The organism is Lentzea indica, assembly GCF_012184385.1.
In the GTDB taxonomy this organism is placed as follows: Bacteria; Actinomycetota; Actinomycetes; order Mycobacteriales; family Pseudonocardiaceae; genus Lentzea; species Lentzea indica.
Window position 1 is genome coordinate 50,266 of record NZ_VSRL01000013.1, and the last position, 26,184, is coordinate 76,449.

The 26,184-nt window shown below is 69.1% G+C and carries 18 protein-coding genes and 1 pseudogene; 4 read left to right on the forward strand and 15 right to left on the reverse strand.

Annotated features, from left to right (window positions below; all coding sequences use genetic code 11):
• Positions 1–116: 116 nt before the first annotated feature.
• From FXN61_RS06030 to FXN61_RS06060, 7 genes are all read right to left on the reverse strand, one after another.
• Positions 117–731: a Uma2 family endonuclease gene (locus tag FXN61_RS06030; protein WP_312877567.1), complete on the reverse strand. Its 615-nt coding sequence runs from the start codon at positions 729–731 to the stop codon at positions 117–119.
• A 294-nt stretch (positions 732–1,025) separates the two neighbouring features.
• The gene (locus FXN61_RS55105; protein ID WP_167971030.1) at positions 1,026–3,068 is read right to left on the reverse strand and encodes a tetratricopeptide repeat protein; all 2,043 of its coding nucleotides are present in this window, start codon (positions 3,066–3,068) and stop codon (positions 1,026–1,028) included.
• 24 nt (positions 3,069–3,092) lie between these two features.
• Positions 3,093–6,188: an AfsR/SARP family transcriptional regulator gene (locus tag FXN61_RS06040; RefSeq protein ID WP_167971032.1), complete on the reverse strand. Its 3,096-nt coding sequence runs from the start codon at positions 6,186–6,188 to the stop codon at positions 3,093–3,095.
• Between the two features lie 413 nt (positions 6,189–6,601).
• Complete coding sequence (locus FXN61_RS06045; protein WP_167971034.1) at positions 6,602–9,538, reverse strand: AfsR/SARP family transcriptional regulator; 2,937 nt, start codon at positions 9,536–9,538, stop codon at positions 6,602–6,604.
• A complete protein-coding gene (locus tag FXN61_RS06050; protein WP_167971036.1) occupies positions 9,529–10,116 on the reverse strand; it encodes a nitroreductase family protein in 588 nt (195 codons plus the stop codon). The genes FXN61_RS06045 and FXN61_RS06050 overlap by 10 nt, the downstream gene beginning before the upstream one ends.
• Positions 10,117–10,146: 30 nt before the next feature.
• Positions 10,147–10,899, reverse strand: a complete 753-nt coding sequence (locus FXN61_RS06055) for a helix-turn-helix transcriptional regulator (protein ID WP_167971038.1) — start codon at positions 10,897–10,899, stop codon at positions 10,147–10,149.
• The gene (locus tag FXN61_RS06060) at positions 10,889–12,601 is read right to left on the reverse strand and encodes an AAA family ATPase (RefSeq protein ID WP_167971040.1); all 1,713 of its coding nucleotides are present in this window, start codon (positions 12,599–12,601) and stop codon (positions 10,889–10,891) included. The genes FXN61_RS06055 and FXN61_RS06060 overlap by 11 nt, the downstream gene beginning before the upstream one ends.
• Positions 12,602–12,784: 183 nt before the next feature.
• Between FXN61_RS06060 and FXN61_RS06065 the strand changes: the two genes are divergently transcribed.
• Positions 12,785–15,601 (forward strand): AfsR/SARP family transcriptional regulator, encoded by a 2,817-nt coding sequence (locus tag FXN61_RS06065; protein ID WP_167971042.1) that lies wholly within the window; start codon positions 12,785–12,787, stop codon positions 15,599–15,601.
• Between the two features lie 255 nt (positions 15,602–15,856).
• Here the strand turns inward: FXN61_RS06065 and FXN61_RS06070 are convergent, their stop codons facing one another.
• From FXN61_RS06070 to FXN61_RS06085, 5 genes and pseudogenes are all read right to left on the reverse strand, one after another.
• On the reverse strand, positions 15,857–16,375 hold the full coding sequence (locus tag FXN61_RS06070) for a DUF742 domain-containing protein (RefSeq protein WP_167971044.1): 519 nt from the start codon (positions 16,373–16,375) through the stop codon (positions 15,857–15,859).
• Complete coding sequence (locus tag FXN61_RS06075) at positions 16,372–16,770, reverse strand: roadblock/LC7 domain-containing protein (RefSeq protein ID WP_167971046.1); 399 nt, start codon at positions 16,768–16,770, stop codon at positions 16,372–16,374. Before FXN61_RS06075 ends, FXN61_RS06070 begins: the two co-directional genes overlap by 4 nt.
• A complete protein-coding gene (locus tag FXN61_RS06080) occupies positions 16,767–18,842 on the reverse strand; it encodes a sensor histidine kinase (RefSeq protein WP_167971048.1) in 2,076 nt (691 codons plus the stop codon). The genes FXN61_RS06075 and FXN61_RS06080 overlap by 4 nt, the downstream gene beginning before the upstream one ends.
• Entirely contained in the window at positions 18,842–18,949 is a 108-nt protein-coding gene (locus FXN61_RS56910) for an MFS transporter small subunit (RefSeq protein ID WP_425435607.1), read from the reverse strand. Before FXN61_RS56910 ends, FXN61_RS06080 begins: the two co-directional genes overlap by 1 nt.
• A 143-nt stretch (positions 18,950–19,092) precedes the next feature.
• Positions 19,093–20,412, reverse strand: a pseudogene (locus FXN61_RS06085) (OFA family MFS transporter); the annotation flags it as partial.
• Positions 20,413–20,678: 266 nt separating this feature from the next.
• On the opposite strand from FXN61_RS06085, the gene FXN61_RS06090 reads away from it, so the two are divergent.
• The gene (locus FXN61_RS06090) at positions 20,679–21,095 is read left to right on the forward strand and encodes a DUF485 domain-containing protein (RefSeq protein WP_167971052.1); all 417 of its coding nucleotides are present in this window, start codon (positions 20,679–20,681) and stop codon (positions 21,093–21,095) included.
• A gap of 3 nt (positions 21,096–21,098) precedes the next feature.
• Complete coding sequence (locus FXN61_RS06095) at positions 21,099–22,679, forward strand: monocarboxylic acid transporter (RefSeq protein WP_167971054.1); 1,581 nt, start codon at positions 21,099–21,101, stop codon at positions 22,677–22,679.
• Here the strand turns inward: FXN61_RS06095 and FXN61_RS06100 are convergent, their stop codons facing one another.
• From FXN61_RS06100 to FXN61_RS06110, 3 genes are read right to left on the reverse strand one after another with little or no spacing between them, the layout of a single operon-like run.
• Positions 22,680–23,327, reverse strand: coding sequence for a response regulator (locus FXN61_RS06100; RefSeq protein ID WP_167971056.1), 648 nt, complete (start codon positions 23,325–23,327; stop codon positions 22,680–22,682).
• Positions 23,324–24,715, reverse strand: coding sequence for a sensor histidine kinase (locus FXN61_RS06105; RefSeq protein WP_167971058.1), 1,392 nt, complete (start codon positions 24,713–24,715; stop codon positions 23,324–23,326). The genes FXN61_RS06100 and FXN61_RS06105 overlap by 4 nt, the downstream gene beginning before the upstream one ends.
• Positions 24,712–25,191 carry a phosphatase PAP2 family protein gene (locus FXN61_RS06110; RefSeq protein WP_167971059.1) on the reverse strand — a complete coding sequence of 160 codons (480 nt, stop codon included), beginning with the start codon at positions 25,189–25,191 and terminating at the stop codon, positions 24,712–24,714. The genes FXN61_RS06105 and FXN61_RS06110 overlap by 4 nt, the downstream gene beginning before the upstream one ends.
• Before the next feature lie 158 nt (positions 25,192–25,349).
• Here FXN61_RS06110 and FXN61_RS06115 point away from each other — a divergent pair.
• Positions 25,350–26,184 (forward strand): MFS transporter (locus FXN61_RS06115; protein ID WP_167971061.1); only part of this gene is annotated, 835 nt, incomplete at its 3' end.

A 26,184-nucleotide genomic window follows, 5' to 3' on the forward strand; every position in this document is an offset into this window, starting at 1 on the left:
AACGCGGTGCACGCAACCAGCCCGACGCGCGGGCACGCCAGATGGTGAAACCATGATCTACACGTTTGTAGCGCGGTGTCGCCCGTTCAGCCCAGCCGGTCTCAGCCGGCACGCACTCAGCGCACCAGCGACTGAGCGCTCAGCTTCACCGCGAACGGGAACTGCAGCTCGATGATCTCTTCGCCGTCCGACCGCGCCTGCTCGACGTAGACGCCGTTCTCGAGGTGCAGGCACCGCAGCCAGGGACTGTCGTAGTCGATCATCCAGTAGTTCTCGCAGCCGACTTCCTGGAACTTCGCCCGCTTGAGCTCCAGGTCCACGTGTCGCGTCCGCGGCGACAGGACCTCGACCGCCAGCACGGGAGGTCCCATGAGCGCCTGCCTCGTGAACTGCTCGCGCCTGCCCACCACCAGGTCCGGGATGAAGACCGTGTCGTCGGCGAGCACCACGTCGACCGGAGCCGGGAGGACTTCCAGCTCCGGAGGGCAGACAGCCGTCAGCGCCACCAGCAGCCGGGCGACGACGCGCTGGTGCACGGGGCGGGGTGAGGGGCTCATCACCAGCACCCCGTCGACGAGTTCGAAACGGTGCCCGTCATCAGGCATCGCCTCCAGGTCCGCCCACGTCAATGGCCTGCCGTGGGGAAACGTCGGGACACCACCCATGGTGCGTTCCACCCCCTGGTCGAGGCCACCGTCCGCCGGCCGGATCCCGGCGATGCCATTAGACAAGACTGGTCCGATTCTCACGACTCGTAAGCCCCTTTTGGCCGACCTCGCACCCCTGCACGCACACGTCTCCGTGACCACGGCCCCGGAGGGTGAGGGTCCACTGGTCCCGTAGTGGACGGCGACACCCCGATGGAGCAGCGTTTTGGTTGCAATCGAACAAGTGGCTAATTTTTGATCAATTTTCGGGCGATTTTCGGTAACGCCATCGACCCTGCCAATTGCTCGCGAATGCGACCCTAACGGAATCTTACGAGTCAGCCAAGCAGTCGGTTGGAGCAATACCTCACGAGCGCCTCACATCTGGAAGATCAAATCGCCCTGGACCGGTTTCAGCCCGAATTCCGAGTAAACCGCACGGGCGGCTGCTTCCATCTCGGAGGCGAGTCGGGTTTCGCCACACGCGTGGTGCACGCGGGACAGTTCCAACCAGGCCCGAGCGGCACCCACGACGTCGAAGTTGGCCTCGCAGATGGCGGCCGCCTCGTGCAGCAACGTGCGGGCGGAACCGAGCCGGCCGCGCGCGAACTCGTTGCCTCCCAACGCATACAGCACAAAGCTCTCGCCACGACGGTCGCGCCCATCGCGTGCCAGGTCCAGCGCGGCGGTCAGCACGTCGAATGCCTGGTCGTGCCGCTGCTGGGACGCCAACAGCTTGCCCAGCCGGTAGTTGATCTGTGCCAGCACGCGAGCTGGCCCGATCCCGTCGCACACGTCCACTGCGGCACTGAGCCGATCCAGCGCCCCGGCGGTGTCACCGTCGTACAGGTCGATCTGGGCGAGGTTCTGCAGCACGGACGCCTGGCCCACCGGGTCTTCCAGCCGTTCGTACACGGCCAGCCCCCGCTGGTACCACTGCCGCGCCTCGGCCAGCTCACCCGACGACCGCGACACGATGCCGAGGTTGCGGTAGACCAGCCCGAGCCCGGCGAGATCGTCCAGTGCCTCGAAGGTGTCCTTGGCCGGCACAGTCATCTCGCGCGCGAGGTCGTAGCGGCTCTGGCTGATGTGCAACGACGCCAGCGAGCACCGCAGCACGGCCGAACCCCGCCGGTTGCCCGCCGCTTCACAGGCCGCCAGTGCGACATCGTGCGTGCGCTGCCAGCCGTCGTAGTCCGTGCGGCTCTCGAACAGCGTCACCAGCCGGTGCGCCAGCTCCCAGGCCAGCTCGTCCAGACCGGACTCGGCGGCCAGCGAGACCGCCTCGCACAGGGTGGCGCGTTCGGACTCCAGCCACGCCACCGGATCGGACCGCAGCAACGGATCTGGCCGCACCACCTCACGTACGGCCGAGCCGCGCACGACGGAGAAGTCGCCGCCGTACACAGCGATGCGGGCACGGTCCAGCAGGTACAGCCAGCCGCCGAGCAGGCGCCGCAAGGCATCAGCGGTGTCGGCTTTCCCTGCCGCGAACTCCCGCACGAGCTCGGGCACGACGTAGCGGTCGCCGTCGACCGAGACGAGGTGCGCCGACACCAGTTCGTCCACAGCGGACTGACCGCGCACGTCACCGAATGCCGCTACGGGCGCCCACGAAGGCAACCGCCGCGCACCCGCGGCCGCGAGCAACCACAGCAGCCGGCGCGCGTGCACGCCCAGGTCGCCCGTCGTCTCCTCCAAGCGTGCCCGAAGGGACAAACCGCCGTGGGACAACACCTCCAGGCGTCCACGCGGATCCTTCAGCTGCTCGACCAGCAACGAGATCGGCCAGTGCGGACGGGCGGCGAGCCTGGCCCCGGCGATCCGCAGCGTCAACGGCAAACAGTCCGATACCGCTACCAGAGCGTCAGCTCCCGCAACTTCACCGGCCACGCGCCGCGAGCCGATCTGGTTGCCCAGCAACGTCATCGCCTGCGCGGGTTCCAACGCGCCGACGTCGATGACGTGAGGCAACCGCAGTCGGTGCCGTGAAGTCACGAGCACCGCGCAACCCGGCGCGTGCGGCAGCAACGGGGTCACCTGCTCCACGCTCGTCGCGTCGTCCAAAACCAGCAAAAGTGACTGGCGCGCAACAGCGTCTCGATAGGCGCTCAGACGGGCGCCGAAATCCCCTGGAACGGACAACCCGAACGATGTGAGAAAACGGCCGAGCACCGTGTACGGGGTCGTGCCGCGCAGCCGCACGAACAGCTGACCGTCAGGGAAGCAGCCGTTCGCCACCCGATGGGCGGCGTGCACGGCGAGCGTCGTCTTGCCCGTCCCCACAGGGCCGGTCAGCAGGACCACCTGCGGAAACGGGGTGATCCCGTCCACGACGGACTGGACCAGCTCCTCCCGTCCCACGAAGTCGGCGACGGCGGCAGGCAGCTGGTGCGGGCGAGGGAACAGGTCGATCTGCACACCGCTCCCTCCGCCGGAGAACCGTCAATCGACGTCAGTTTCACACAGAACGCCTGCGGGATCACCGCCCTGGACTCCGGTCATCCGTGCGACGATCGCTCGCATTTCGTGCAGGTGCTGGGCTGCCTGAGGTGGGTCGGCGCGGCTCAACACGAGCAACGACTCCGCCTGTCCCCACGCGAACCCGGTCTCCCGTTGCACCGCCACCGCCTCGGTCGCGAGCCCGCGCGCCCGTTCCATTTCACCGGCTTTGAGGCTCAGCAACGCGAGCGTCGCCAACGCCCTGCCGCGCTGCATCAGGAACCCGAACCTGGTCGCCTGCACGAGCGCGCGTTCCGCCAGTTCGGAGGCGGACCCGTCACCGGCCGCGTGCAGGACGCGGGCCAGGTCGATCAGGTACTCGACCTGGTTCTCCACCCTCCCCAGTGCTTCAGCCAGCTTCAACCCGCGCCGCAGTGCCTCGACGGACTCGTCCAGCCGCCCCAGGCGGTGGCAGGCGGTTCCCACGATCACCAGTCCCAGCAACGGGTACAGCCCCGCCTCGTCCTCGTCCACCAGCGCGAGTGCGCGGACCAGAGCGCGCTGCGTTCGTCCGGCGTCGCGATCGATCTTCGCCTCGGTCAGCGCGTGTGCGCTGGACCCGTCAGCGCCGCGATCGACACACTCCCGAGCCGGCACCAGATCGCCGAGCAGCGCGTGGATCTCCGCCAGCGCGAACTCCACCCGAGCGTCCGGCAGTTCCCGCGCTCGCTCGCAATGCTCCAACGACTCGCGGAGCCGGCCGGACTGCGCCGCGGCCACGCCGAGGTTGAGGTGCACGACGGCGGCCAGCCTCACGTTGTCGTCGACCAACGACATCGCCTGATGCAGCAACCCGATCGCGTCCTGGGTGCGGCCGAGGGCGAGGTGGAGGACGGCGAGGTTGTTGAGGCAATGGAACTTTCCGACCCGGTCGCCGGCCTCCGCGTAGAGCGCAAGCGCGGTTTCCAGGTGCCCGATGCCCTGCCTGCCGTCCAGCTCGCAGTGCAGCGTGCCGAGCGACAGGTGCATCGAAGCCTGACCACGCAAGTCGTTCTCCTGCTCGGCGGCGGCGAGACCGGCCGACGAGGTCTCGTGCCACCTGCCGAACTGCTGGCGCAAGTACCACATGCGGCGCAACGAGTCCGCCAGCTCCCAGCGGTAGTGCGCCGGTTCGGCCATCAAGGCGAGGGTCGCCACCGACTCCCATTCGGCGTCCAACCAGGACAGTGCTGCTTCCTTGCTGCCGAACGAAAGCCCTGAGTCGCCGGAACGGTCGAGCCGGTACATCTCCGGCGCCAGCACGTCCAGCGCCGCGTCCGTGGTGTGCAGGTAGTGGTCGAGCAGCCGCAGTGCGGCCTTCTCGGCGTCCTCGTCGGAGCTGACGAGGTCCCGCGCGTACAGGTGCAGCAGGTCGTGCACCCGGAACCGGCCGCGGGTGTGCGGCTCGACCAGGCTCGCGCCCTCCAGCAACGAGACGAGCCCTCGCGCGTCGTCGACACCCATCAGCACCGACGCGGTGTGCGCGGTGAAGTCCGTACGTGGCAGCAAACCCAGCAACCGGAACAACCGCACGGCCTCGTCCGGCAACGACTTCAGCGAAAGCTCGAACGCCGCCGTCACCGCTGCCCGCCGGTCGCCGCGGATCGCGAGCTGCGCGAGCCGGTTGCCGTGCGCGAGATCCTCGACGGCGTCGGCGATCCTGTCGTGCGGGCGGCACGCGAGGTTCGCCGCGGCGATCCGGATGGCGAGCGGCAGGTACCCGCACAACGCGGCGAGGTCCGCGACCGCCTCCGGTTCAGCCTCGGCACGCCGGCCGCCGAGCACGCGGCTGATCAACGTGTGCGCCTCGTCCGCTGTCAGCAGGTCCAGCTCGACCCTGCGCGCGTCGTCCAACGCTGCCAGCCCGCGCAGGTCGTTGCGACTGGTGATGATCACCGTGCAACCGGGTGTGCCTGGCAGCAGCGGCCGGACCTGCTCCTCGCTCGCCGCGTTGTCCAGCAGGATCAGCACCCGCCGGTTCGACAGGATCGAGCGGTACAGGCTCGCCTGCTCGTCCACCTCGCGCGGGATCTGGTCCGGCTCCACGCCGAGGCCGCGCAGGAACTGGGTCAGCGCGTCGGCCGGTGTCGTGGCGGGCGCGTCGTCGTAGCCGCGCAGGTTCAGGTACAGCTGACCGTCCGGGAACTGGTCCCGCACCCGATGCGCCCAGTGCACGGCCAACGCGGTCTTGCCAACGCCCGCGGTGCCGGCGATGGACGTGATCACGACGCTGGACGACGACAGGCTCGCGTCCAGCTCGTCCAAACAGGACTCGCGGCCGGTGAACCGCGCCAGGTCGGCCGGCAGCTGCGCGGGGGCCTTGGGTGAGACGGGACCCGAATCGCTGTCCTGGTTGAGGATCGCCAGGTGCGCGGTCCGCAGGCTCCTGCCGGGATCGATGCCCAGCTCGTCGGCGAGCAAACGGCGTGTCCTGTCATAGAGCTCCAGCGCGTCCGCCTGCCGGTTGGACCGGTACAGCGCGATCATCAGCTGCTCGACCAGCTGCTCGCGGAACGGGTTCGCGGCCACGAGCGCCGACAGCTCGGTGATCACCTGCTCGTGCTGGCCGAGTTCCAATTGCAGCGCGAAGCATTGCTGTGCAACCGCGATCCGGCGTTCGTCGAGCCGTTCAGCCTCGATCCGCAACGCCTGACTGTTCAGGCCGGCCAGCGCGGGGCCGCGCCACAACGACAGCGCCGTGCGCAGCAACCGCACCGCCTCGGAGGGCTCCACGGTCTGCGCTGTCGCCACGTGCCGCTCGAACGTGACCACGTCGAGCGACGCGGAGCCGAGCACGAACCGGTAGCCGGGACCATCGGTGACGATCATGCCCGGCACGCCGAGCACGGCCCGCAGGTCGCCCACCGACTTCTGGATCTGGTGCTTGCCGGTCGACGGCGGCTCACCGTCCCACACCACGTCGACCAGGTGCGCGAGCGGCACCACCCGGTTCGGCGCGAGCAGCAACGCGGCGAGCACCTTCTGACCGCGCACACCGCCGAGCTCGAGCCGCACGCCCCCGTCACGAGCCTGGACAGGCCCCAGAATCCCCAACTCCACGGGCGTCACCGTAGGGGCATTTTCCCTGGTTGTGGCAATGGGAACGAGACGGTAACGAGACGGGACACCGCGCCGCGGCCCTCGGGTTCGTGAGGCCGATCGTCAACGCGGACGCTCCTGCGCGATCACGTGATCGTGCGCCGCACCAGCGCGTAAGCGCTCCCATCCACCGCCTCTCCTGCGGCGGCGAGCTTGGTCCGTTCCGAGGGATCCGCAGCCCGCCGTTCGGAGCAGCACCGGAATTTCGCTGCGGCTGACCTCGCCTTTCACGCCCGTGTGATCGCCGTGGGGGCGATGTGTGGGCGGGCTCCAACACCCTCGGTGGCACCACCACCGAGGGGAGCCGGGGATGCGCAGGACCAAGGACAGGGCACAGCAGTGGGTGGCGTTCGCCGTGCTGGCGGCAGCCGTGATCACGCTGGTGGTGCTGGGGCTGACGCTCTAGCCAGGTTCTGCTTGGCGAAGGCGATGGCCCGCGGCTGACGCGAGTGCTCGGCGGCCGCCACCGCCTCCTCGCCGTACCGGATGGCGGTCTCCCGGTCGCCGAGCGCCAGGTGCACGGCGCAGAGCTGCCCGAGCACGCGGTCCTCACTCCACCAACGGCGGTGCTGGACGATGGCCAGGCACCGCCGAAGGTGACCGAGCGCCTCGATCAGCCGGCCCTCCACCTGGGCGTCGAGCGACAGGGACACGAGCAACGCGACCTGACCGATGTGGTCGCGAACCTCCTCCATCGCCGCCAGCACCGCGTGGTCGTCCGGCAGGTTCATGTACGCCCGGCACAGCCTCGTCACCTCGCGCGCCACCTCACCTGCGGCGGCGAAGTGCCCCATCTCGTAGCGCCAGTAGGCGAAGTCGGCCAAGGCGAGTGCCTCACCGCGCCGGTCACCCGACTCGCGGTAGGCGGCCAGCGACCGCTCCGCACAGGACAGGCACTCATCGTCGTTGAACGAGTCGAAGTGCACATGGGCGATGTTGTGCAACGTCAACGCGGTCGACCGAACGTCGCCGTGTTCGGTCTGCAACGTGACCGCCTGTTGCATGTGCGCGAGGGCCTCCTCGGGCTGCCCCAGCTCCGCGTGGTTGATGCCGATGTTGTGCAGCGCGCTCGCTTCGCCGGTCGGGGCGCCCACCTGCCGCATCAGCACGACACCGCGTTGGAAGTACTCCATCGACTTGTCGAACTCGCGCCGTTCGCGCGCGACCATGCCGAGCAACCCCATCGTCGACGCCTCGCCGCGCACGTCACCGATCTGCCGCATCAGGCCGAGCGCCTCACGCAGGTACTCCTCTGCCCTCGGATCGCCGTCGTCCATGTACGCGGAGCCCAAGCCCCGCAACGCTTCCGCGCGAGCCTTCAGATCGCCGAGCTGGTGCGTGGCCGCGAGCGCGACGCTCTGCACCTCGACCCGTTCCCTGCCCAATCCGCGCAACAGCAGGAAGTGCGCGAAATGGTGCGGCAGCTGCCATGCGTGCCGGAAGTGCCCCTCGTACGCGGCCAGGTAGACGGCCGCCCTGAGATTCGACCGCTCCGCCTCCTGCCACGCCAGCGCCTCGACCGGAGTGGCGAACACGGGTGGGTCGACCAACTCGGACGTGACAGCGGAGACGATCTCCGGACGGCCAGGCACGATCCGCAGGGCGGAGGCTTCTGCGCCGTGCAGGTAGTGGTCGAGAATGCGGACGATCGCCTCGTTCCGCTCTGCCGGGGCGACCGCCGCTTTCGCGTGGTCCGCCAGGAGATCGTGGAAGCGGTAACGGCCGTTCTCCTTCTGTTGCACCAGATGTGCGTCCAGGAGTTCGCCGAGCAGGCGTTCCGCCTCCACGCGCGTCGTACCCACCACTGCTGCGGCGAGGTAGGCATCCCAGTCCTCGCCGGTGTGCAAGCCGAGTCGCCGGAAGAGCCGCTGCTGTTCGGGCGTGAGTTGCTGGTACGACAACGCGAACGCGCCCGCGACACTGCGTTCGCCCGCGGTCAGCTCCGTCAGCCGTTGCTCAGTCAAGCGACGCGTCACGTCCTGCGCCGACCACGCAGGCCTTGTGCGCCAACGGGCACCGACGATCCGCACGGCCAGGGGCAGGTAGCCGCAGAGCCGGACGATCTCGCGGGCGGAGTCCAGGTCCTGGTCGAGCTTTCGTTGCCCGGCAATGCTCGCGAGCAGGTTCAGCGAGTCCTCTTCGGACAGTACGTCCAGCGAGATCGTGTGTGCGGCGTCCAGGTCGACGAGCCTGCGCCTGCTGGTGACCAGCACCAGGCCGGTGCCGGGGAGCAGCGGACGGACCTGGGCGGCGCTGCCCGCGTTGTCGAGCACCACGAGTGCCTTGCGGTGGGCCATTTCCGCCCGCCATCGCGCGGCGCGGGCGTCCAGGCCGTCCGGGATGTCCTGTGCGGGCACGCCGAGCGCGGTCAGCAACGCCAGCAGCGCGTCCGACGGCGTCCGCGGCTCGACGCCCTCGGTGTAGGAGTGCAGGTCGACGAACAGCTGTGCGTCGGGGAACTTCCTGGCCAACCGGTGGGCGGCGCGGACCGCGAGCGTGGTTTTGCCGATGCCGGCCATGCCGTCGATGGCGGTGATCGCGACGCAGCCGGACGGGACGGCGGCGAGGATCTCCTCGAGGTCGTCGGCGCGGCCGGCGAAGTCGGGGATGTCGCCGGGAAGGTCGTTGCGGGCCCTGGGCCGGTTGTCGGCCGTGAGCACCTGCTGGTGGGCTTTCTGCAGGTCCTTGCCGGGATCGAGGCCGAGCTCGTCGGCGAGCCGGGTGCGGATGTCGTCGTAGGCCCGCAGCGCTTCGGTCTGCCGGTCGCAGCGGTGCAACGCCACGATCAGCTGGGCCCACATCCGTTCCCTGGTCGGGTTCTGCTGGGTGAGCGAGCGCAGTTCGGGGACGAGCCGCTCGTGCCTGCCCTGCTTCAGGTCGTTCTCGATGCGCGCTTCCAGCGTCGCGAGGTACTTCTCGGTCAGCGCGGGCACGTGGTCGCGTTCGAGCGCGTCGCTGCCGATGTCGGCGAACGGGCGGCCGCGCCAGAGCGTCAGCGCTTCCCGCGGTTCCAGCCGGCCGAACCGGTGGACGTCGACCTCGTCGGGCCGCACGTCCAGCAGGTAGCCACCCGGCCTGGTCTGCACGAGCTCCGCTCGGCCCAGGTCCTCGCGCAACCGGCCGACGGTGGTCTGCAGGGCGTTGCGCGAGCCACCGACCAGCTCGATCAGCTCGTCGACGCCGACCACCTGACCAGGCCGCAGCAGGAGCGCGGCGAGCACCACCCGCCGTTTGCCTGGCGGGATGTGGACGTGGTGCCCGTCGAGCACCACGTCCAACGGCCCGAGCAGGCCGAACGATCTCACTGCCACTGATCCCAGTGCACCATCTCGTCGAACGCCAAGCGCTTGCGCGTGCGCGGCGACGCACCCTCGGAGATGCCCTCCTCCGCGGGGTGGCCGATCGCGATGATGCCGATCGGCACGTAGATGTCCGGCACGCCGAACGCCTCGCGCAGCGCCGGCCACTCGTCCTTGTCCGTCCCGAAGAACACGGCGCCGAGGCCCTCGTCCACCGCGGTCTGCAGGATCAGCAACGCGGCCATGCCGGTGTCGATGTCCCAGTACGGCACCGGCCAGTGGTCCTCGCTGCGATCCGTCCAGCCCTTGTCGGCCTGCGCGTACCGGTCGAGGTAGACGTCCTTGGCCGAGAAGGGGATGACGGCGACGGGTGCGGTCTTCGCGTCCTCCCCGCCCCACCACTCGAACATCTCGGTGAGCCGCTTGAGCGACTCGCCCCGCAGCACGAGGAAACCCTGGCCCTGCGAGAACCCCGCGGACGGGCCGCGCACGGCGTTGCGCATGATCCGCTGGACGCTCTCTTCGCTGACCGGCTCGTCGCTGAACTTGCGCACCATGCGCCGGCGGCGGACGACGTCTTGGAACTCCACTCCGACCTCCCCAGGTAGACCTCGACCGTATCAGCGTCCGAGGCGTCCCACCTGGGCTGCCACACCGGCACGTGACCGCACGCCGAGCTTGGCGAAGATCCGTGACAGGTGGCCCTCGACGGTCTTCTCGGCCATCCGGAGCTGACGGGCGACCTGGCGGTTGGTGAGGCCTTCGCCGACGAGCTGGGCGACCTGGCGTTCGCGTGACGTCAACGCGTCGAGCCCGTCCTGGGCCGGCATCGGTGCCCCACAGGCGGCGAACAACCCTTGTGCGCGGCGAAGTTCGGCCTCGCCCTCCGCGCGTGAGCCGAGGGAGACGAGCGCGGCACCCCTGGTCAGCCGCGCTCGTGCCTCCTCCAGCCGCTGGCCGGCCGTGTCGAAACGGCGCACCGCCCGCGCTGCCCGTTCCTCTGCTTTCGCGAGCTCACCGCGTGCCTGATGGACCTGCGCCCACGCCAGGTCCGCGAACCCGAGGCAACCTGCCAGCCCAGCCTGGTCGGCCGCGGTGGACGCGTGCTCTGCCCACTCGGCGGAACCCGTTGCCTGCACGAGGAGTTCGTACATCTCGGCGCGGTAGACCAGCGGGACCTTCGGCAGCAGCGCACCGCCCGCTGCCGACAGCATCTCGGCCGCAGCCGCCTCCTTCTCCCCTGCCGCGAGCAGCGCGTGGCCGACCCGCAGGCGGGCGATCGTCGGGTGCCAGCCCTCGATCGCGCGGCCACGTCGACCGCCTGCGCGCCACCTTCCATCGGCCCCGTTGATGTAGTCGCTCTCAACAGTCAAACAGCCACGAGTGACACCGGGAGAGCGTGAGGGCATGCAGGTCCTTGCTGCCGCCGAGGAACGCCGCCTCCGCCGACTCCGCCGCGCCCTCGCACGCCTCTCGCAGGCACCCGAGCCAGCGCAACGCGTTCGCCGCGCCGAGCAGGAGGTTGCCGAGCATGTGGTGCTGGCCGGTGGCACGGGCGACCGCGAGGGCACGTTCGTAGTGCCGCAACGACTCGCGGTATTTGCCGAGCCGCAGTTCGCTCCACGCCAGCCACACCACGGACTCCAGCCTGCGAGCCACGTCCTGGTCCGTCGCACCGTCCACAGCGGACGCGGCGAACTCCAGCCGTGACGCGTCGCCGTCCGACAGCGAGGCCACCGCTGCCGCTCCGGCTTCGAGGACGACGTCGCCGTCCGCCCTGGCGATCGCCTTCACGTCGGCCAGCAGGGATGCGATCGTCTCGGCCGGCTCCATCACCTGCAGCAGGGACACGGACAGGACCAGCTTCAGGACCGCGTTGTCCTGCGCGGATTCCAGCTCGCGTGCCGCCAGCGCCCTGACCTCTGCGTGCAGGCCGAGCGCGCGTTCCACGTGGGCGCAGAACGCCACGACGTCGAGCCGTTGCGGGTGGTCTTTCGGCAGCACCGAGAGCAGGTCGTGCAGCGCGGCACGGCTGTCGGGCAGGCGTCCGGAGAGGCCGAGTGCTCTGGCGTGGCCCCAGCGCAGTTCCCATTCGTCGCCGGTGCCGAGGGACAACGCCGTCGCGTACCACTGGGCCGCGGTCGCAGGGGCCTTGTGCATCACGGAGTTCGCGGCGGCGGACAGGACGCTGACGGCGTGCCGATCTCCTGGTGTCGCAGCCAGTTCGACGTGGTGCGCGCGGGCTTCCGCCGGTGCGCCAAGACGTTCGAGCACCTTCGCGGCTCTGCAGTGGGCTCGGTGCCTGGTGGCCACGGGTGCCGAGTGGTAGGCCGCGTTGCGCACGGTCGGGTGCCTGAAGTGGTAGGCGCGCTGGTCGTGCCGCACGAGGTCGGCGGCGATGAGGTCGTCCAGGCCGGTCAGCGCGTCCTCGATGTCCAGGCTGGCGATCTCGGCCACGACCGCGGCCTCGAACTGGTCCCCGCACACAGCCGCGACCTGCAGCAGCGTGGCCGTTCGCGGTGCCAGGGCGGACATCTCCCCTCTGAGCGCGGACTGCAGCGCCTCCGACCCGCCCGCGAGCGTCTCCAGGTAGAACGGGTTGCCGCCGCTCTCGTCGTACAGCGCCTGCGAGACCGGCGTTCCGAGCAGTTCCTCTGCCTCGTCCCTGGTGAGCGGGCCGAGTTCGACGACGGGCATGGAGTCGACCCGCAGCTGGCGTGGCCGGAACCCGCAGGCGATCTTCGTGTGTTCCGGCCGGTGCCGGACCAGGTGGTGCAGGAGGTCGAGCGACGCCGCGTCGGCCCAGTGCAGGTCGTCGAGCACCAGCAGGACCTCGCCCAGTCCGTTCAGCAGCGACCTGATCTCGCGGTGCAGCGAGTGCCGTCCGGCAGCGGTGAGGTCGGCGCTCAGGTCGAGCGTCCAGTGCTCGCCGAGTGCGTCCACGAACACGCCGAACGGGATGCTGCGCTCGAACTCGCCCATCCGTCCGGACAGCACGCGGTGTCCCGGCGTGCTGTGGGTGAGGGCGGTGAGCAACGTCGACTTGCCCATGCCCGGATCACCGGCCAGCGCCACGGCTCCCCCCCGCCAGGTGCCGGGTGAGCTGCTGCCACTCGCGGTCGCGGCCGACCCGAGGGTTTTCCCCCGTTGTGGCCGCTGTCCTGTCGCTGACAATCTGAGCCGTCACGGCCCGCAGCCTGCCGCCGACGTGCACCGTTTCCGCACCGTCGGCGCATTTGCGCTGCTAGCGTGCCTTCTGTGCGATTTCGCGTGCTGGGTCCGCTCGAAGTCTCCGGGTGCACGCCGGACGGCCCGCGCAAGCGCAAGATCCTCGCCGCGCTGTTGCTCAACGCCGGTCGTGTGGTGAGCGTCGATCAGCTGACCGCCGTCGTGTGGGACTGCGACTCGCCCGCGACCGCCGCACGCCAGATCCGCAACACCACTACGTCGTTGCGCCGCGACCTGGTTTCCGCCGGTGCTCCTGAGGGGGTCATCTCGGCGAGCGGGCCTGGCTTCGTGCTCGACCTGACGGGGTGCTGGTTCGACCTGGCCGAGTTCGACCACCTGGTGGCGGACGACGTCGGCGGTGCGCTCGCGTTGTGGCGCGGTCCCGCACTCGACGGGCTGGGCAGCGCGGCACTGGCACCGGCCGCCACAGCTTTGGACGAGCGCCGGCTCTCGGCTCTGGAACGCCGCATCGGAGCGGATCTCGACCTCGGCGTGGACGTCCTGGAAGAGGTGCACGAGCTCGTTTCGCGCCACCCGTACCGCGAAACGCTGGTCGCGCACCTGATGCGCGCCCACTACCTGGCCGGGCGGCAGGCCGATGCGCTGGCCGCCTATCACCGCCTGCGCGGTTTGCTGGACTCCGAACTGGGTGTCACTCCCTCCCCGGCTGTTCGCTCGCTCTACGAGCAGATCCTGCGCCAGGACCTGAACGCTCCTGCCGCGGGTCCGCGTCAGCTGCCTCCCGCTTCCGACCTTTGTGGACGGTCGAGCTTGATCACCGAGGTGGTTTCCGCGCTGCCGGTCGTGGTGCTGACCGGGCAGGGCGGGGTCGGCAAGTCGGCGCTGGCGGTGCGGGTGGCGCACGACCTAACGGCCCGCTATCCCGGTGGCCAGCTGTACGCCAAGCTCCTCGGGACCTCCGCTTTCGAGGTGCTCGGCCGGTTCCTCCGCGCGCTCGGCGTTCCTCTCGCCGAAATGCCGGCTGATCAGGACGAACGTGCCGCCGTCTACCGCTCGCTGCTCGCCTCACGGCGGGTGCTGGTCGTGCTGGACGACGCGCAGGACGAACGCCAGGTCCGGCCTCTGCTGCCCGGCTATCCGGGCTCGGTCCTGCTGGTCACCTCACGCCGATCCTTGGCCGCTCTTCGCGAGGCGCGGCACATCGTCGTTCCGACCCTGGACCTCGACGACGCGACCACGATGCTGGCGTCCGGCGGTGATCTGTCTTCAGCCAGGTCGCTCGCGGTCCTTTGTGGATGTTTGCCGCTGGCGTTGAGCGTGATGGCGGCCAGGCTGACGGCCCGACCAGACCTGACACCGGCGTTGCTGCTGGCGCGACTGGCCGGGCAACGCGCCTTGCTCGACGAGCTGGCGGTCGGTGACCTCGACGTGCGCGGCAGCATCGGGCTGAGCTACCGCGCGCTGCCTCCCGCCGCCGCCGTGGCGTTCCGCAGACTGGGGTTGCTGGGCAGCGTGACGGTACCGGCGTGGGTGCTGGCCGCGTTCGCCGACCAGCCTTGGGAAGCCGGCGAACGCCTGCTCGACGACCTGCTGGCGTGCCACCTCGCCGAGCCAGCTGGCTTCGACGAGGCCGGCCAGTCCCGGTTCTTCCTGCACGACCTCGTGCGCGAGTTCGCCGCGGAACAGCTCGTCGCCGAGGACTCTCCGGCCGACCAGCGTGGTGCGGTGACGCGTTTGGTGCACGGACTTCTGGCGTTGGCGGCGACCGCCGACGACCGCCTCGGCCACGGGACCGTTCTCTCCCAAGCCCTCATCCCCGGCAACGCGCCTGGCACGGCTCTGGAGGTGGCGAGCACCCGCCCGTTCGACTGGTTCGAGGCGGAACGCGAGGTCCTCGTCTCCGTCATCCGCCGCGCCGCCTCGCTGGAGCTGGCCGACGAGGCCTCCGAACTTGCCGTACGCACCCGCTCGTTCTTCTCGGTGCGCCACTACTTCACCGAGGGCGAGACCGTCACCCGTGCCGTGATCGACTGCCTGCCGGGTCCTGACCCGCGCAAACTCGTGAACATCCGCGCCCTGTTCGCCCTGTACACCCAGCAGGACCGCAACGCGGAGCTCCCCGCCCTCGCCGCCGAGGTCCAGGCCATCGCGGGGCAGGTGGGCGACCCGCGCGGCATCGCGGAGGCCCGCTGGCAGGTCGCCGCCACCGCCGCCCGGTTCGGCAAGCTCTTCGAGGCGGTGTCGGAGTTCCGGGTGTGCGCCGCGGAGTTCGCTTCCTGCGGCACTCCGGTCCACAACGCCCTGACCCGGTGGGGGCTCGGCATCGCGTTGGCCGATCTGGGTTCCGCGGAGGCTTTCGCCGTTCTGAAGTCGTTCCTGGGAGATCCGCCGTCGCGGCTGACGTCGATGGGGCTCAAGGAGTACGCGGAGCTGTTGATCGACCACGGCCGGCCCTCTGAGGCCGTGGACACGCTGGAGATCGCTCGTGAGGCGATCCTGGAAATGGACGATCGGCCTGGCCTGGCCCACCTCGACCTGGTGCACGGGTACGCGGACTTCGTTGCCGGGCACGGTGATCTGGCGGTGTCACGGCTTCGCGCGGCCTTGGCGGTGTTGCGCGAGCACCGGGATCTGCAGGGCACGGCGGTCGCGTTGCGCCGGTTGGGCGATGTGACCGGTGATCGCGGGTGCTGGGAGGAGGCGGCGGCGATCTTCCGCCGGATCTCGCTGCCGTTGGAGCTCATGCGCACGCTGGTGCGGCTCGGCGACCCCGAAGGTGAACGGCTGCTCGCGGAGCTCGGACTGCCGAGGGCGAGCTTGCGCAGGGGTACCCCCGAGCTGCAGGGCCCCGGCAAAGTCGGTCGTCGGGAGCCGGGTCTGTGCTGATGGTGTCTGCAAGTACCACCAACTCAAGATCATCAGGCGTTTTGCTACTACCAACTGGCTGCGGTGGGGCGTGCTGTCGCTCCGGTCGCGTCAGGCGTCGTGGGCGAGTTGGGTGTAGTTGGCGGCGATGTGATCAAGAGTTGGTGGTACTTGCAGGCGCCAACCAGCACACACGACTTTGCCGGAACCCTGCCCCGGGCTGGGAACCCCTGCAACTCAACCTACTCAGAGCGTCTGGCACTCCGCTGCAGCCGCTCAGAGCCGCCGCAGCCCCGCCAGCACCCGTTCCAGCAACGCCCCGTCCGGCCTGTCGCCGCCGTACGACGACGCGGTGCGGTGCACGTCGATCAGGCCGTGCGCGGCCATGTCGCCGAGCAGCACCTTCGTGACACCCAGCGGCAGCCCGCGCAAGGCGGCTATCTCGGCCACCGAACGCGGCGCCTGACACAGGGCCAGCACGTCCTGGTGTTCCGGGCGCACGGCGGTGGCCGAGCGCTCGTTCACCGACACCAGGCTCTCGATCTCCAGATGCACGTCGGAAGTCGTGCGGCCGCCGGTCCACGCGTAGGCGCGCACGATCGACGACGACGCCTCGATGGACGGCAGCGGCGGGACCGGCTCGAAGGGCAGCGTGGCGTACGGGTCCGGCTCCGGCGGGGGTTCCGGCGCGCGCTGGGTCTTCTTCTTGCCGCGCTTGCGGATCCGTTCGCTGTCGAAGCTGAAACCGCTGATCAGGTCGCCGAAGTTGACCTGCTCGTCGGGCTCTCCGCTCATGCCAGCTCGGCCCGCAGTTCCGGCGTGAGCAGCTGTCCGACCTGCCGCACGACCACGGTCATCTCGTACGCCACCTGCGAGACGTCGCTCGAGGAGGACGCGAGCACGGCGAGGACCGAGCCGTCGCTGATCGACATCAGCAGCATCACTCCCCGGTCCATCTGCACCACCGTGCGCACGACCGACTCACCGGCGAAGCACTGCGACGCCGACTCCGCGAGTGAGACCACGCCGGCCACGATCGCCGCGAACTGCGGTGCGACGTGCGCGGGCAGCTTCGACGATGAGATCAACACCAAGCCGTCGGCCGAGATCACCACGGCGTGCTCGATGCCGGGTGTGCGTTCGGCGAAGTTGGTGACCAGCCATCCGAACTGGTCCACCTGCGTGCTCATCGACTCTCCTGCCGGTCGGGAAGGCCTCGCTGCACACCGCGCTGGAAGGCGTCGAGGAAGCCCCGAGCCGATTCCGGCGTCTGACGTGCGGGTGCGGGGGGCGGCGGCGAGGTGGCAGCGGGTGTCTGGAACCACGACGCCTGCTGCTGCTCGACCGCTTGCCCGCGGAAAGACTCCCAGGACTCCTCCCGTCGTGGTGCCAGTTCGGCAGGAACCAACACGATCGCGCGAGTCCCCTTGCCTTGTTGGGCATCGAGACGTACCACGATCTGGTGGCGCGCGGCGAGCCTGCCCACGACGAAAAGTCCCATTTCACGGAAAACCTGAACGTCCATGCCCTCGCCGGCGGCTTCGAGACGGTGGTTCACGGTCTCCAGCGCCTCGCGGTCGATGCCGATGCCGTGGTCGACCACGTCGATCTGCACGATGTCGCCCGCCTCGATCGACGCGCTGATCGAGACCTGGGTGTGCGGCGGCGAGAAAGCCGTTGCGTTGTCAAGAAGTTCGGCCAGCAGCCGGACCAGGTCGCTTGCCACATAACCGACTACTTCGGCATTCGGCGCCGTGTGCACCATCACCCGCTGGTATTGCTCGATCTCCGCGGCCGCCGCGCGCAGCACGTCGGTCAGCGGGATCGGCCGGGTGAACCGCCGCGCCACGTCGCCGCCGGAGAGCACCATCAGGTTCTCGTTGTTGCGGCGCATGCGGGTGGCGAGGTGGTCGAGCTTGAAGAGGTTCGCGAGCTGGTCCGGGTCCTCCTCGTACTTCTCCAGCTCCTCCATCAGCTTGAGCTGGCGTTCGACGAGGCTCTGACTGCGGCGCGAGAGGTTCACGAAGATGTTGCGCATGTTCGCGCGCATGCCGGCCTGCTCGATGACCGACTTCACGGCCTGCTGGTGCACCTCGTCGAACGCGCGCGCCACCTGACCGAACTCTTCGGTCGTGTGCACCGGCACCGCCTCGATCTCGGTGCTGCCGCGTCCGGTTGCCACCATTTCGGGAAGTTTCTGCCACGCCACGTCCAGCGCGGAGCGGCGCAACGCGTTCAGCGAACGCAGCAGGTAGCGGCCGACGACGAACCCGATGGTGACGGCGAGGACCAGGCTGGCGAACAGGGCGGCGGACGCCGTACCGGCCGCGTCGCTGGTCTCGTCGCGCAGGCGGTTCGACGTGTCGCGCAGGTCGTTCTGCAGACCCTGCACGACGCCGTCCAGCGACGTCGCGACCGCGCCGGACGCCTTGCTCCAGTCCGACGTCGCGATGGGCAACGGCTTGGGGCGCACGCTGTTGTTCGCGCTCGGGGCGTCCGAGGTCGGGTGCAACACCGCGGCGGCCAGCATCTTGCGGTGCGCCTCGATGTCCGGGCCGTTGAACTTCGTCCCGTACATGTTCAGCTGGTCAGGAGTCGCGAGCGCGGCGAACTCGCCCGCGATGTAGCCGAGCTTGACGTTCGACTCGACCAGCGACCGCACCTCCGCGGTGACCAGCTGGCCGCGGGTGAGCCCGGACAGCACGACCGCCTGCTGGTAGAGGACCTGCTCCCGCACGTGCAGCACGTGATCCAGGCCCATCGCCGTGCGGAAGAGCGCGGCGTCGCCGAACTCGCTGGCGAACACCTCGTCCACGTCGAGCATCGACTCGGTGAGCGCGGTGTACTCCCTGATCACACCGGGCACGTCGCCGGTCTGCTCGCGCAACGCGGGCAAGCCACCGATCTTGGCGCTGACGTCGTTCATCCGTGCGGTCATGACCTCGCTGAGCGAGGTCTTGCCGATGGCCTGGCGCAACGCCGTGCGGGACTCATCGGTGCGGCGCACCTGTTCGGCGAGGGCTTGCGGACCGACGCCCTCGGCGATGATCCGCCGTTCCGCCTGCACGCCCTCGATCACGGGGATCAGCGCGGAGCGGACCTTGACCAGCCGCTGGAGCGCCGCGTAGGACTCGGCGCGTTCCATGTGGGACTGGATCTGCAGTACGCCGGCGCCCACCGCGATGGTGACCGGAACGATCAACACCGCGGCGAGCTTCACCGGCAGGCGCCAGTTGCGCCAGTTGACGAGCGCGTTGAACATCAGACGAAGAGCTTGGCCGCGTTCAGGAAGAGCCGGTACAGGCCGTAGGCGAGCGGGAGGCCCACCCACAGCCACGCACCGATCAGCAACAAGCGCTGGGAGTTCACTTCCGCACCACGCCTTCCGACTCGTCCTGGTCTGCGGTCTCGGCGGCAACCGCGGTCTCAGCCGCCTCTGCCTCGTTCCACTTGGCGACCGTCGCCTCGTCGTCGTCCGGCTTCGGCGAGGGCTTGCCGGTCTCGTCATCGGCCTTGGGCTCGTGGAACTTCGGGTCGACCGGGCGGACCAACTCGTTCGCGACGAAACCAACGACCAGCAGCGAGATCATGATGTAGAACGACGTGGCGTACAAGTCCGGACCGACGTGTCCCGCCTTCTTGCCCGCGTCCGCGATGGCGTTGACGATCAGCGGCCCGAGCACGCCTGCCACCGACCACGCGGTCAGCAGGCGGCCGTGGATCGCGCCGACCTGGTAGGTGCCGAAGAGGTCGCGCAGGTAGGCCGGGATCGTGGCGAAACCGCCACCGTAGAACGACAGGATCACCATCGCCCCGATCACGAACAGCGGGGTGCTGGTCGGACCGAACGTCAGCAGCATCAGATAGAGCAGGGCGCCGACGCCGAGGTAGACGCGGTAGATGTTCTTGCGTCCCACGATGTCCGAAGTGGACGACCAGACGAACCGGCCCGCCATGTTGGCGGCACTCAGCAGCGCCACGAAACCGGTGGCTGCGGTCGCGGCGACCGGCGTCGAGGACTCCTTGAAGAAGTCGACCAGCATCGGCGCGGCCTTCTCCAGAATGCCGATGCCCGCGGTGACGTTGAAGCACAGCACGACCCAGAGCAGCCAGAACTGCGGCGTCTTGATCGCGTTGTTCGCCGAGACGTTGAACGCGACGGTCGACTTCGGCTTGTCCTTGAGCAGCGCCGCCTTCTCCTCCGTGAACTCCTTGGAGGGCAGGCGGATCAGCAGCACGCCGACGCTCATGAAGATCGCGTAGACGACACCGTGGATGAGGAAGGCCTTGCCGATGCCCGAGGTCGACGTGTTGCCGAACGCCGTCAGCATCGAGGTCGACCAGGGTGACGCGATCAACGCTCCGCCGCCGAAGCCCATGATCGCGATGCCGGTCGCCATGCCCGGCCGGTCGGGGAACCACTTGATCAGCGTGGACACCGGCGAGATGTAGCCGATGCCGAGACCGATGCCGCCGATCAGGCCGTAGCCGACGACGACGACCCAGTACTGACCCGCCCACACGCCGACGGCCGAGATCAGCAGACCGGAGCAGAAGCAGAGGAGCGACATGAGCATCGCCCACCGCGGTCCCCTGCGTTCCACGGTCGTGCCGAGCACCGCGGCCGAGAGCCCGAGCATCACGATGCCGAGCTGGAAAGGCAGAGCCGACTGCGTTCCCGTGATACCGAGAGATTTCTCCAGCGGCGTCTTGAAGACACTCCAGGCATAGGCCTGACCAATGGAGAGATGAATCGCCAGTGCTGCGGGCGGAACGAGCCAGCGGTTCCATCCGGGAGGCGCGACTTGGCGTTCGCGCGCTAAGAACCCCACTATATCCCCAACCGTCACCAAAAACGCGGACCGGTCGATCCTAGGCCACGCGTACACGTGCGACAACGGGCTGAACCTGTCCTAGTGCTGTTGCATAGGCCGCAACTTCGGTGCAACTGCACCGCAACACGACCGAGCTACCCTCGGGTTCGACCATTTGAGACGAATGCAGTGTCCGGTTTTGCCCGTTTCCCGGCACTAGGGGCACGTTGACTGCACACGTGAGAGCGCTACAGTGGTCGCCGCACGCAGAGGGGCGGGGGTACATGACCAAGGCGATGTGGTCGCCTGGAGAAACGCAGCACGAGGATCGGGAATACCGGGGTTTCGCGTCGTTCGACGACCCCGAGGCTTTGTCGTACGTCGATTCGAATGGCAACCCGAACTTCGCGCTGATTCAGCAGACCGATGAATTCCGCAGCCTCCGCCGGCGACTCACGATGTTCATCTTCCCGATGACCGTGTTGTTCCTCGCTTCCTACTTGACCTTCGTGCTGCTTTCCGCGTATGCGAGAGACATCGTCAGCATCAAGGTGATCGGCCTCATCAACCTCGGCATCCTGCTGGGACTCGGGCAGTTCGTGACTTCGATCATCATCACGCTCGGCTACGCCCGCTACGCAAAGCGACGGCTGGACCCGCAGCGCAAATTGCTCGCAGAGAAGACAGGCGTCGAGGAGTAAGGCATGCCCACCACCGGCAACCCGGTGCTGAACCTCAGCGTCTTCGCGGTGTTCGTCCTGATCACCCTCTACATCGTCTACCGGGCCAGCAGCCGCAACGTCACGGCGTCGGACTACTACGCCGCGGGCAGCTCGTTCACCGGCGCCCAGAACGGCGTGGCGCTGTCCGGTGACTTCCTGTCCGCCGCGTCGTTCCTCGGCATCTCCGGCGGTATCGCGGCGCACGGCTACGACGGCTTCCTCTACTCCGTCGGCTGGGTAGTCGCGTGGCTCGTCGGCCTGCTGCTGATCGCGGAGGGCCTGCGCAACACCGGCCGCTTCACCGTCGGCGACGTGCTGGCGTTCCGGATGAAGCAGCGCCCTGTCCGCGCGGCGGCCGCGAACGCCACCCTGGTGATCTCGTTCTTCTACATGATCGCCCAGATGGCCGGCGCCGGCGGCCTGATCGCCTTGCTGCTCAACGTGACCTCCAAGACCGGCCAGGCGTTGCTGATCGCCGTCGTGGGCATGGTCATGGTGTTCTACGTGCTGGTCGGCGGCATGAAGGGCACCACGTGGGTGCAGATCATCAAGGCCGTCCTGCTGCTGCTCTGCGTGACGCTGATGAGCATCTTCCTGCTGGGCAAGTTCGGCTTCAGCCTGTCCGCGATCATGCAGCAGGCCACCGAGAACAACAAGCTCGGCGAGGCCGTCCTCGACCCCGGCGCGAAGTACGGCTTCAGCACGATGTCCAAACTGGACTTCGTCTCGCTCGCCCTGTCGCTCGTTCTGGGCATCGCGTCGCTGCCGCACGTGCTGATGCGCTTCTACACCGTGCCGAACGCGTCCGAAGCCCGTCGTTCGGTCGTGTGGGCGACCTGGACGATGGTCATCTTCTACCTGTGCACGCTGGTGATCGGCTTCGGCGCGATGGCACTGGTCGGCACCGACACGATCGCCGCAGCACCGGGTGGTGAGAACTCCGCGGCGCCGTTGCTGGCGTTCCGCATCGGTGGCGCCGTCCTGCTGGGCATCGTGTCCGCCGTGGCGTTCGCGACGATCCTGGCGGTCGTGGCGGGTCTGACGCTGGCGGCTTCCGCCTCGTTCGCGCACGACGTCTACGCGAACGTGATCAAGCGCGGCAACGCCGAGCCCCGCAGGGAGATCCGGGTCGCGCGGTGGACGGCCGTCGTCGTCGGTGCACTGTCGATCATCGGCGGTATCGCGGCGAACGGGCAGAACGTCGCGTTCCTCGTGTCGCTGGCGCTGGCTCTGGCCGCCTCCGCGAACCTGTCGACGATCCTCTACACGATCTTCTGGCGGCGCTTCAACACCACCGGCACGCTGTGGAGCATCTACGGCGGTCTGGGTTCGTGTTTGACGCTGATCATCTTCTCGCCGGTGATGTCCGGCGCGAAGACGTCGATCTTCCCGGACGTGGACTTCGCGTGGTTCCCGCTCGGCAACCCCGGGCTGGTCTCGATCCCGTTCTCGTTCCTGTGCGGGTTCCTCGCCACGATCTTCTCGAAGCAGGAGCCCGAGAACGCGGGCAAGGCCGCGGAGATGGAAGTCCGGGCGATCTCGGGGATCGGCGCCAGGACCTGATCAGCCGGGGATGATCCCCGACTCGTGCGCGATGATCGCGGCTTGCACGCGGTTCCTGACGCCGAGCTGCCGGAGAATGGTGCTGACGTACACCTTCACCGTGCCCTCGACGACGTGGATGCGGGCCGCGATCTCCGCGTTCGACAGTCCTGCCCCGACGAGCCCGAGCACCTCCCGTTCCCGCGCGGTGAGCACCTCGATCCGTTGCGTCGCAAGCGGTCGCGGGTGTGCGCGGGAGAGCTGATCGACGACTCTCCTCGCCACCACAGGCGACAGGAACGCACCGCCGGTCGCGACCGCGCGGACCCCGGAGATGATCTCCTGCGGGTCGCCGGTCTTCAGCACGAACCCCGCAGCGCCCTCCCCCAGCGCCCGGCTGATGTACGCGTCGTCGGCGAACGTCGTCAGCACCAACGTCTTCGTGTCCGGGTGGAGCTCACGGATCCGGGCGGCCGCGTCGAGGCCGTCGAGCACGGGCATGCGGATGTCGAGCACGGCGACGTCGGGCCGGTGCCTCGCGACCAGGTCGACCGCCTCGCGCCCGTTCTCCGCCTCCGCGACCACCTCGATGTCCCGTGCGGTGGCGAGGACCGCCTTGACGCCGAACCGGACCACCGGCTCGTCGTCCGCGAGCACGACCCTGATCAACCGCTCCTCCTGGCGAGCCACTTCTTGAACACGAGCCGATCATCCCGGAAGCACAGCTGGTGGAGGTCGTGCCGGTTGCCGTCGAACGGGTTGGCGTGCGTGCTGTAGTAACGGCACTCGGTGCCGGCCGGCGCGGTGACCCCGAGCGGGTTGTCGACGCGGGTGCGCAGCGGCAGGTCCAGGTCGTCCTCGTGCTGCCCGAGCCGGGCCTGTGCGAACTGCTGCGGCGTGAGCACCGACGTCACCGCGTCGAACACCATGTAGCCCGGCACACCGATCGCGATCCCCGCGCACACGACGGACGTGATCAGCACAGTGCGTCTGGCGCTCTTGCGGATCTCCTCCTCCGTGCGCTCGCGGCGCACGTGCGTGGGTGTGGTGCGCGGCAACGGACGTTCCGGAAGCTTGGCCCTCACCTCGAATCCGCCATCATCGGTCGGCGCGGCTTCGAACCAGCCGCCGACGAGCGCGACGCGTTCGGCGAGGCCGACCAGTCCCTTCCCGCTCCCCACGGCGTGGGCCTTCGGCGCCGGCCCGTTGGTGATCCGCAACTCGAGGTTCGCGGTGAGGGTGACGGCGACCTTCGCGCCGGGAGCGTGCTTGTGCACGTTCGTCAGCGCTTCGGCGGTCACCCGGTGCACGGTCCGCGCGATGATCCCGTCGATCGCCGTTCTGCGCCCGTTGGTGAGCTCGACGTCGAGGCCGCTTCTGGCAACGACTTCTTCGATCGTCGTGACGGGTTCGTCCTCGTCCGCCCTGAGCACCTGCATCACGTCGGCAAGTCGTTCCGCCGCCGCCGTGACGCTGGCTCGCGCGGTTTTGGCCGCCTCACGTTGTTGCGCGGTCAGGGCCGGTTCCAGCTCCAACGCACCCACCAGCAGCGCGGCCCTCGCGAGCTCGTGGCCCACGAGATCGTGCATCTCGCCCGCGAGCCGGGCCCGTTCGGAGGTGCGGGCGTTTTCGGCGTCCTGCTCGAGCAGCGCCGCGTGCTCCCAGCCGACCTCCCGCAGCTCCGCGAACCGCCGCCGGAACCGGCCGAAGGTCCACGGCACCACGCCGAGCACCCCGACGCCGAACGTGACGGCGAGCGCCGTGTCCGATCCCCCGCGCTCGGTCAGTGCGACGACGACGCCGGCGACTTCCGCGACGGCCAAGGCGATCGCGGTCGCCCGCGGGTCCTCGGCGTGCCGTCCGGAGAGGAAGCTGACCAGCGCCAGCGCGGGAGCGAGCGCGACCACCCGCACGTCGAAGTCGACGTTCACGAGGTAGCAGACGAGCCAGGCGCCCAGCGCCATGCCCAGGGCGACCGCGGGCCGGTTCCGAACGACGGCGAAGGCCGCCGCGAACAGGACCAGGTAGAGCAGGGCCTCCCACACGAGGCCCATCATCCCAGCCGCTGCAGCACCACTGTCGGTGCGTCAGCGTCGTTGCGCTGCCTCTTCTTCAGCAGAACCGCGATTCCCCAGGACACCAGCGCACCGAGCAACAAGCCGGCCAGCACGTCGTGCACGTAGTGGACACCGACGATCACCCGTGACGAGGCCGCCGCGAGCGCGCAGACCGCCGCCACCCAGCCGAACGTCCGGTGCAGCGCCCAGATCGCCATCGCGGACGCACCCGCGGTCACCGAGTGGTTGCTGGGGAACGACCAGTCGCCCGGCTCCGGGCATTCCGCCAGCGAAGGCGCTGTGCGACAGGGCCGTTCCTCCTGCACGAGAAGCTTGATGACCTCACTGATCGCGTAGGCGACCACCACTCCCGCCCCGGCAAGGAAGGCCCTCAGCCGGAACTTGAACCACAACGCCAAGAACATCAACGCGAACACACCCAGCACCGCGTCGGTGCCGATCACAAGCCAAGTCACCCGGCCGAAACTACGAACGCGACGGCTCGCGCACCTCTGCCGATCGGAACCGATCAGACCTTGCTTTCGACAAGGTCGGGAAGCGGCGGCGCCCGGAGCGTGGCAGATTCACGGCACCGTGGCGCACGGTTCCTGCTGCCGTGCTGGGAGGAGTGCTCATGGGCGTCGGAGCCAGGCCTCTTCCGGCTCGCGAACCCGAGACCGGGCCACCCAGAGTGCTGATCCAGCGCGCGGCCATCGCCGGAGTCCAGGTCCTCGGCCTGGCCGTGTGGTTCTCGATGTCCGCGGTCGTCCCCTCGTTGCGGCACGAGTGGGGCATCAGCGCGGGCGCGGCGGTGTGGCTGACGGCGTCCGTGCAGCTCGGGTTCGTCACGGGCGCGGTCGGGGCCACGGTGCTCAACCTGGCCGACCGCGTCCGCCCGCACCTGCTGCTCGCGTCGTCCGCGGCGGCCGGTGCGGTGATCACGTTGGTGCTCGGGTTGTTCGTGAACGGGCTGGGGGCCGCGATCCCGTTGCGGTTCCTCACCGGCGTGGCGCTGGCCGGCGTCTATCCCGTGGGCATGAAGCTGATGGCCTCCTGGTCGGAAGCACGCAACCGCGGCCGGGCGCTGGGCGTGTTGATCGGGGCGTTGACACTCGGGTCGGCGCTGCCCCACGTGTTCGGGCGGCTGCCGTGGCGCGAGGTGCTCGTCAGCGCCGCCGCGATCGCGTTCCTCGGCGCGGTGGTGGCGCTCCTGTTCGTCCGGCCGGGGCCGTTCGTGACCGCGACGACCACGCAGCTCAACCCCCGGTACGCCGTGCAGATGTACCGCGAGCGCATGCCGCGACTGGTGAACCTCGGCTACTTCGGGCACATGTGGGAGCTGTACGCGCTGTGGACGTGGCTGCCGACGTTCCTGTTGAGCTCCAACACTTCCGCCGGGCTCACCTCTTCCTCGACGATGGGCGTGGCGGGGTTCGCGGGCTGTCTCGCCGGCGGCTGGGCGGCGGACC

Excerpts from the sequence above, each read along its gene's own strand:
- FXN61_RS06070 (WP_167971044.1), bottom strand. The coding sequence starts at position 16,375 with ATGAGCGGAGAGCCCGACGAGCAGGTCAACTTCGGCGACCTGATCAGC.
- FXN61_RS06075 (WP_167971046.1), bottom strand. The coding sequence starts at position 16,770 with ATGAGCACGCAGGTGGACCAGTTCGGATGGCTGGTCACCAACTTCGCC.
- FXN61_RS06080 (WP_167971048.1), bottom strand. The coding sequence starts at position 18,842 with ATGTTCAACGCGCTCGTCAACTGGCGCAACTGGCGCCTGCCGGTGAAG.
- FXN61_RS06090 (WP_167971052.1), top strand. The coding sequence starts at position 20,679 with ATGACCAAGGCGATGTGGTCGCCTGGAGAAACGCAGCACGAGGATCGG.
- FXN61_RS06095 (WP_167971054.1), top strand. The coding sequence starts at position 21,099 with ATGCCCACCACCGGCAACCCGGTGCTGAACCTCAGCGTCTTCGCGGTG.
- FXN61_RS06105 (WP_167971058.1), bottom strand. The coding sequence starts at position 24,715 with ATGATGGGCCTCGTGTGGGAGGCCCTGCTCTACCTGGTCCTGTTCGCG.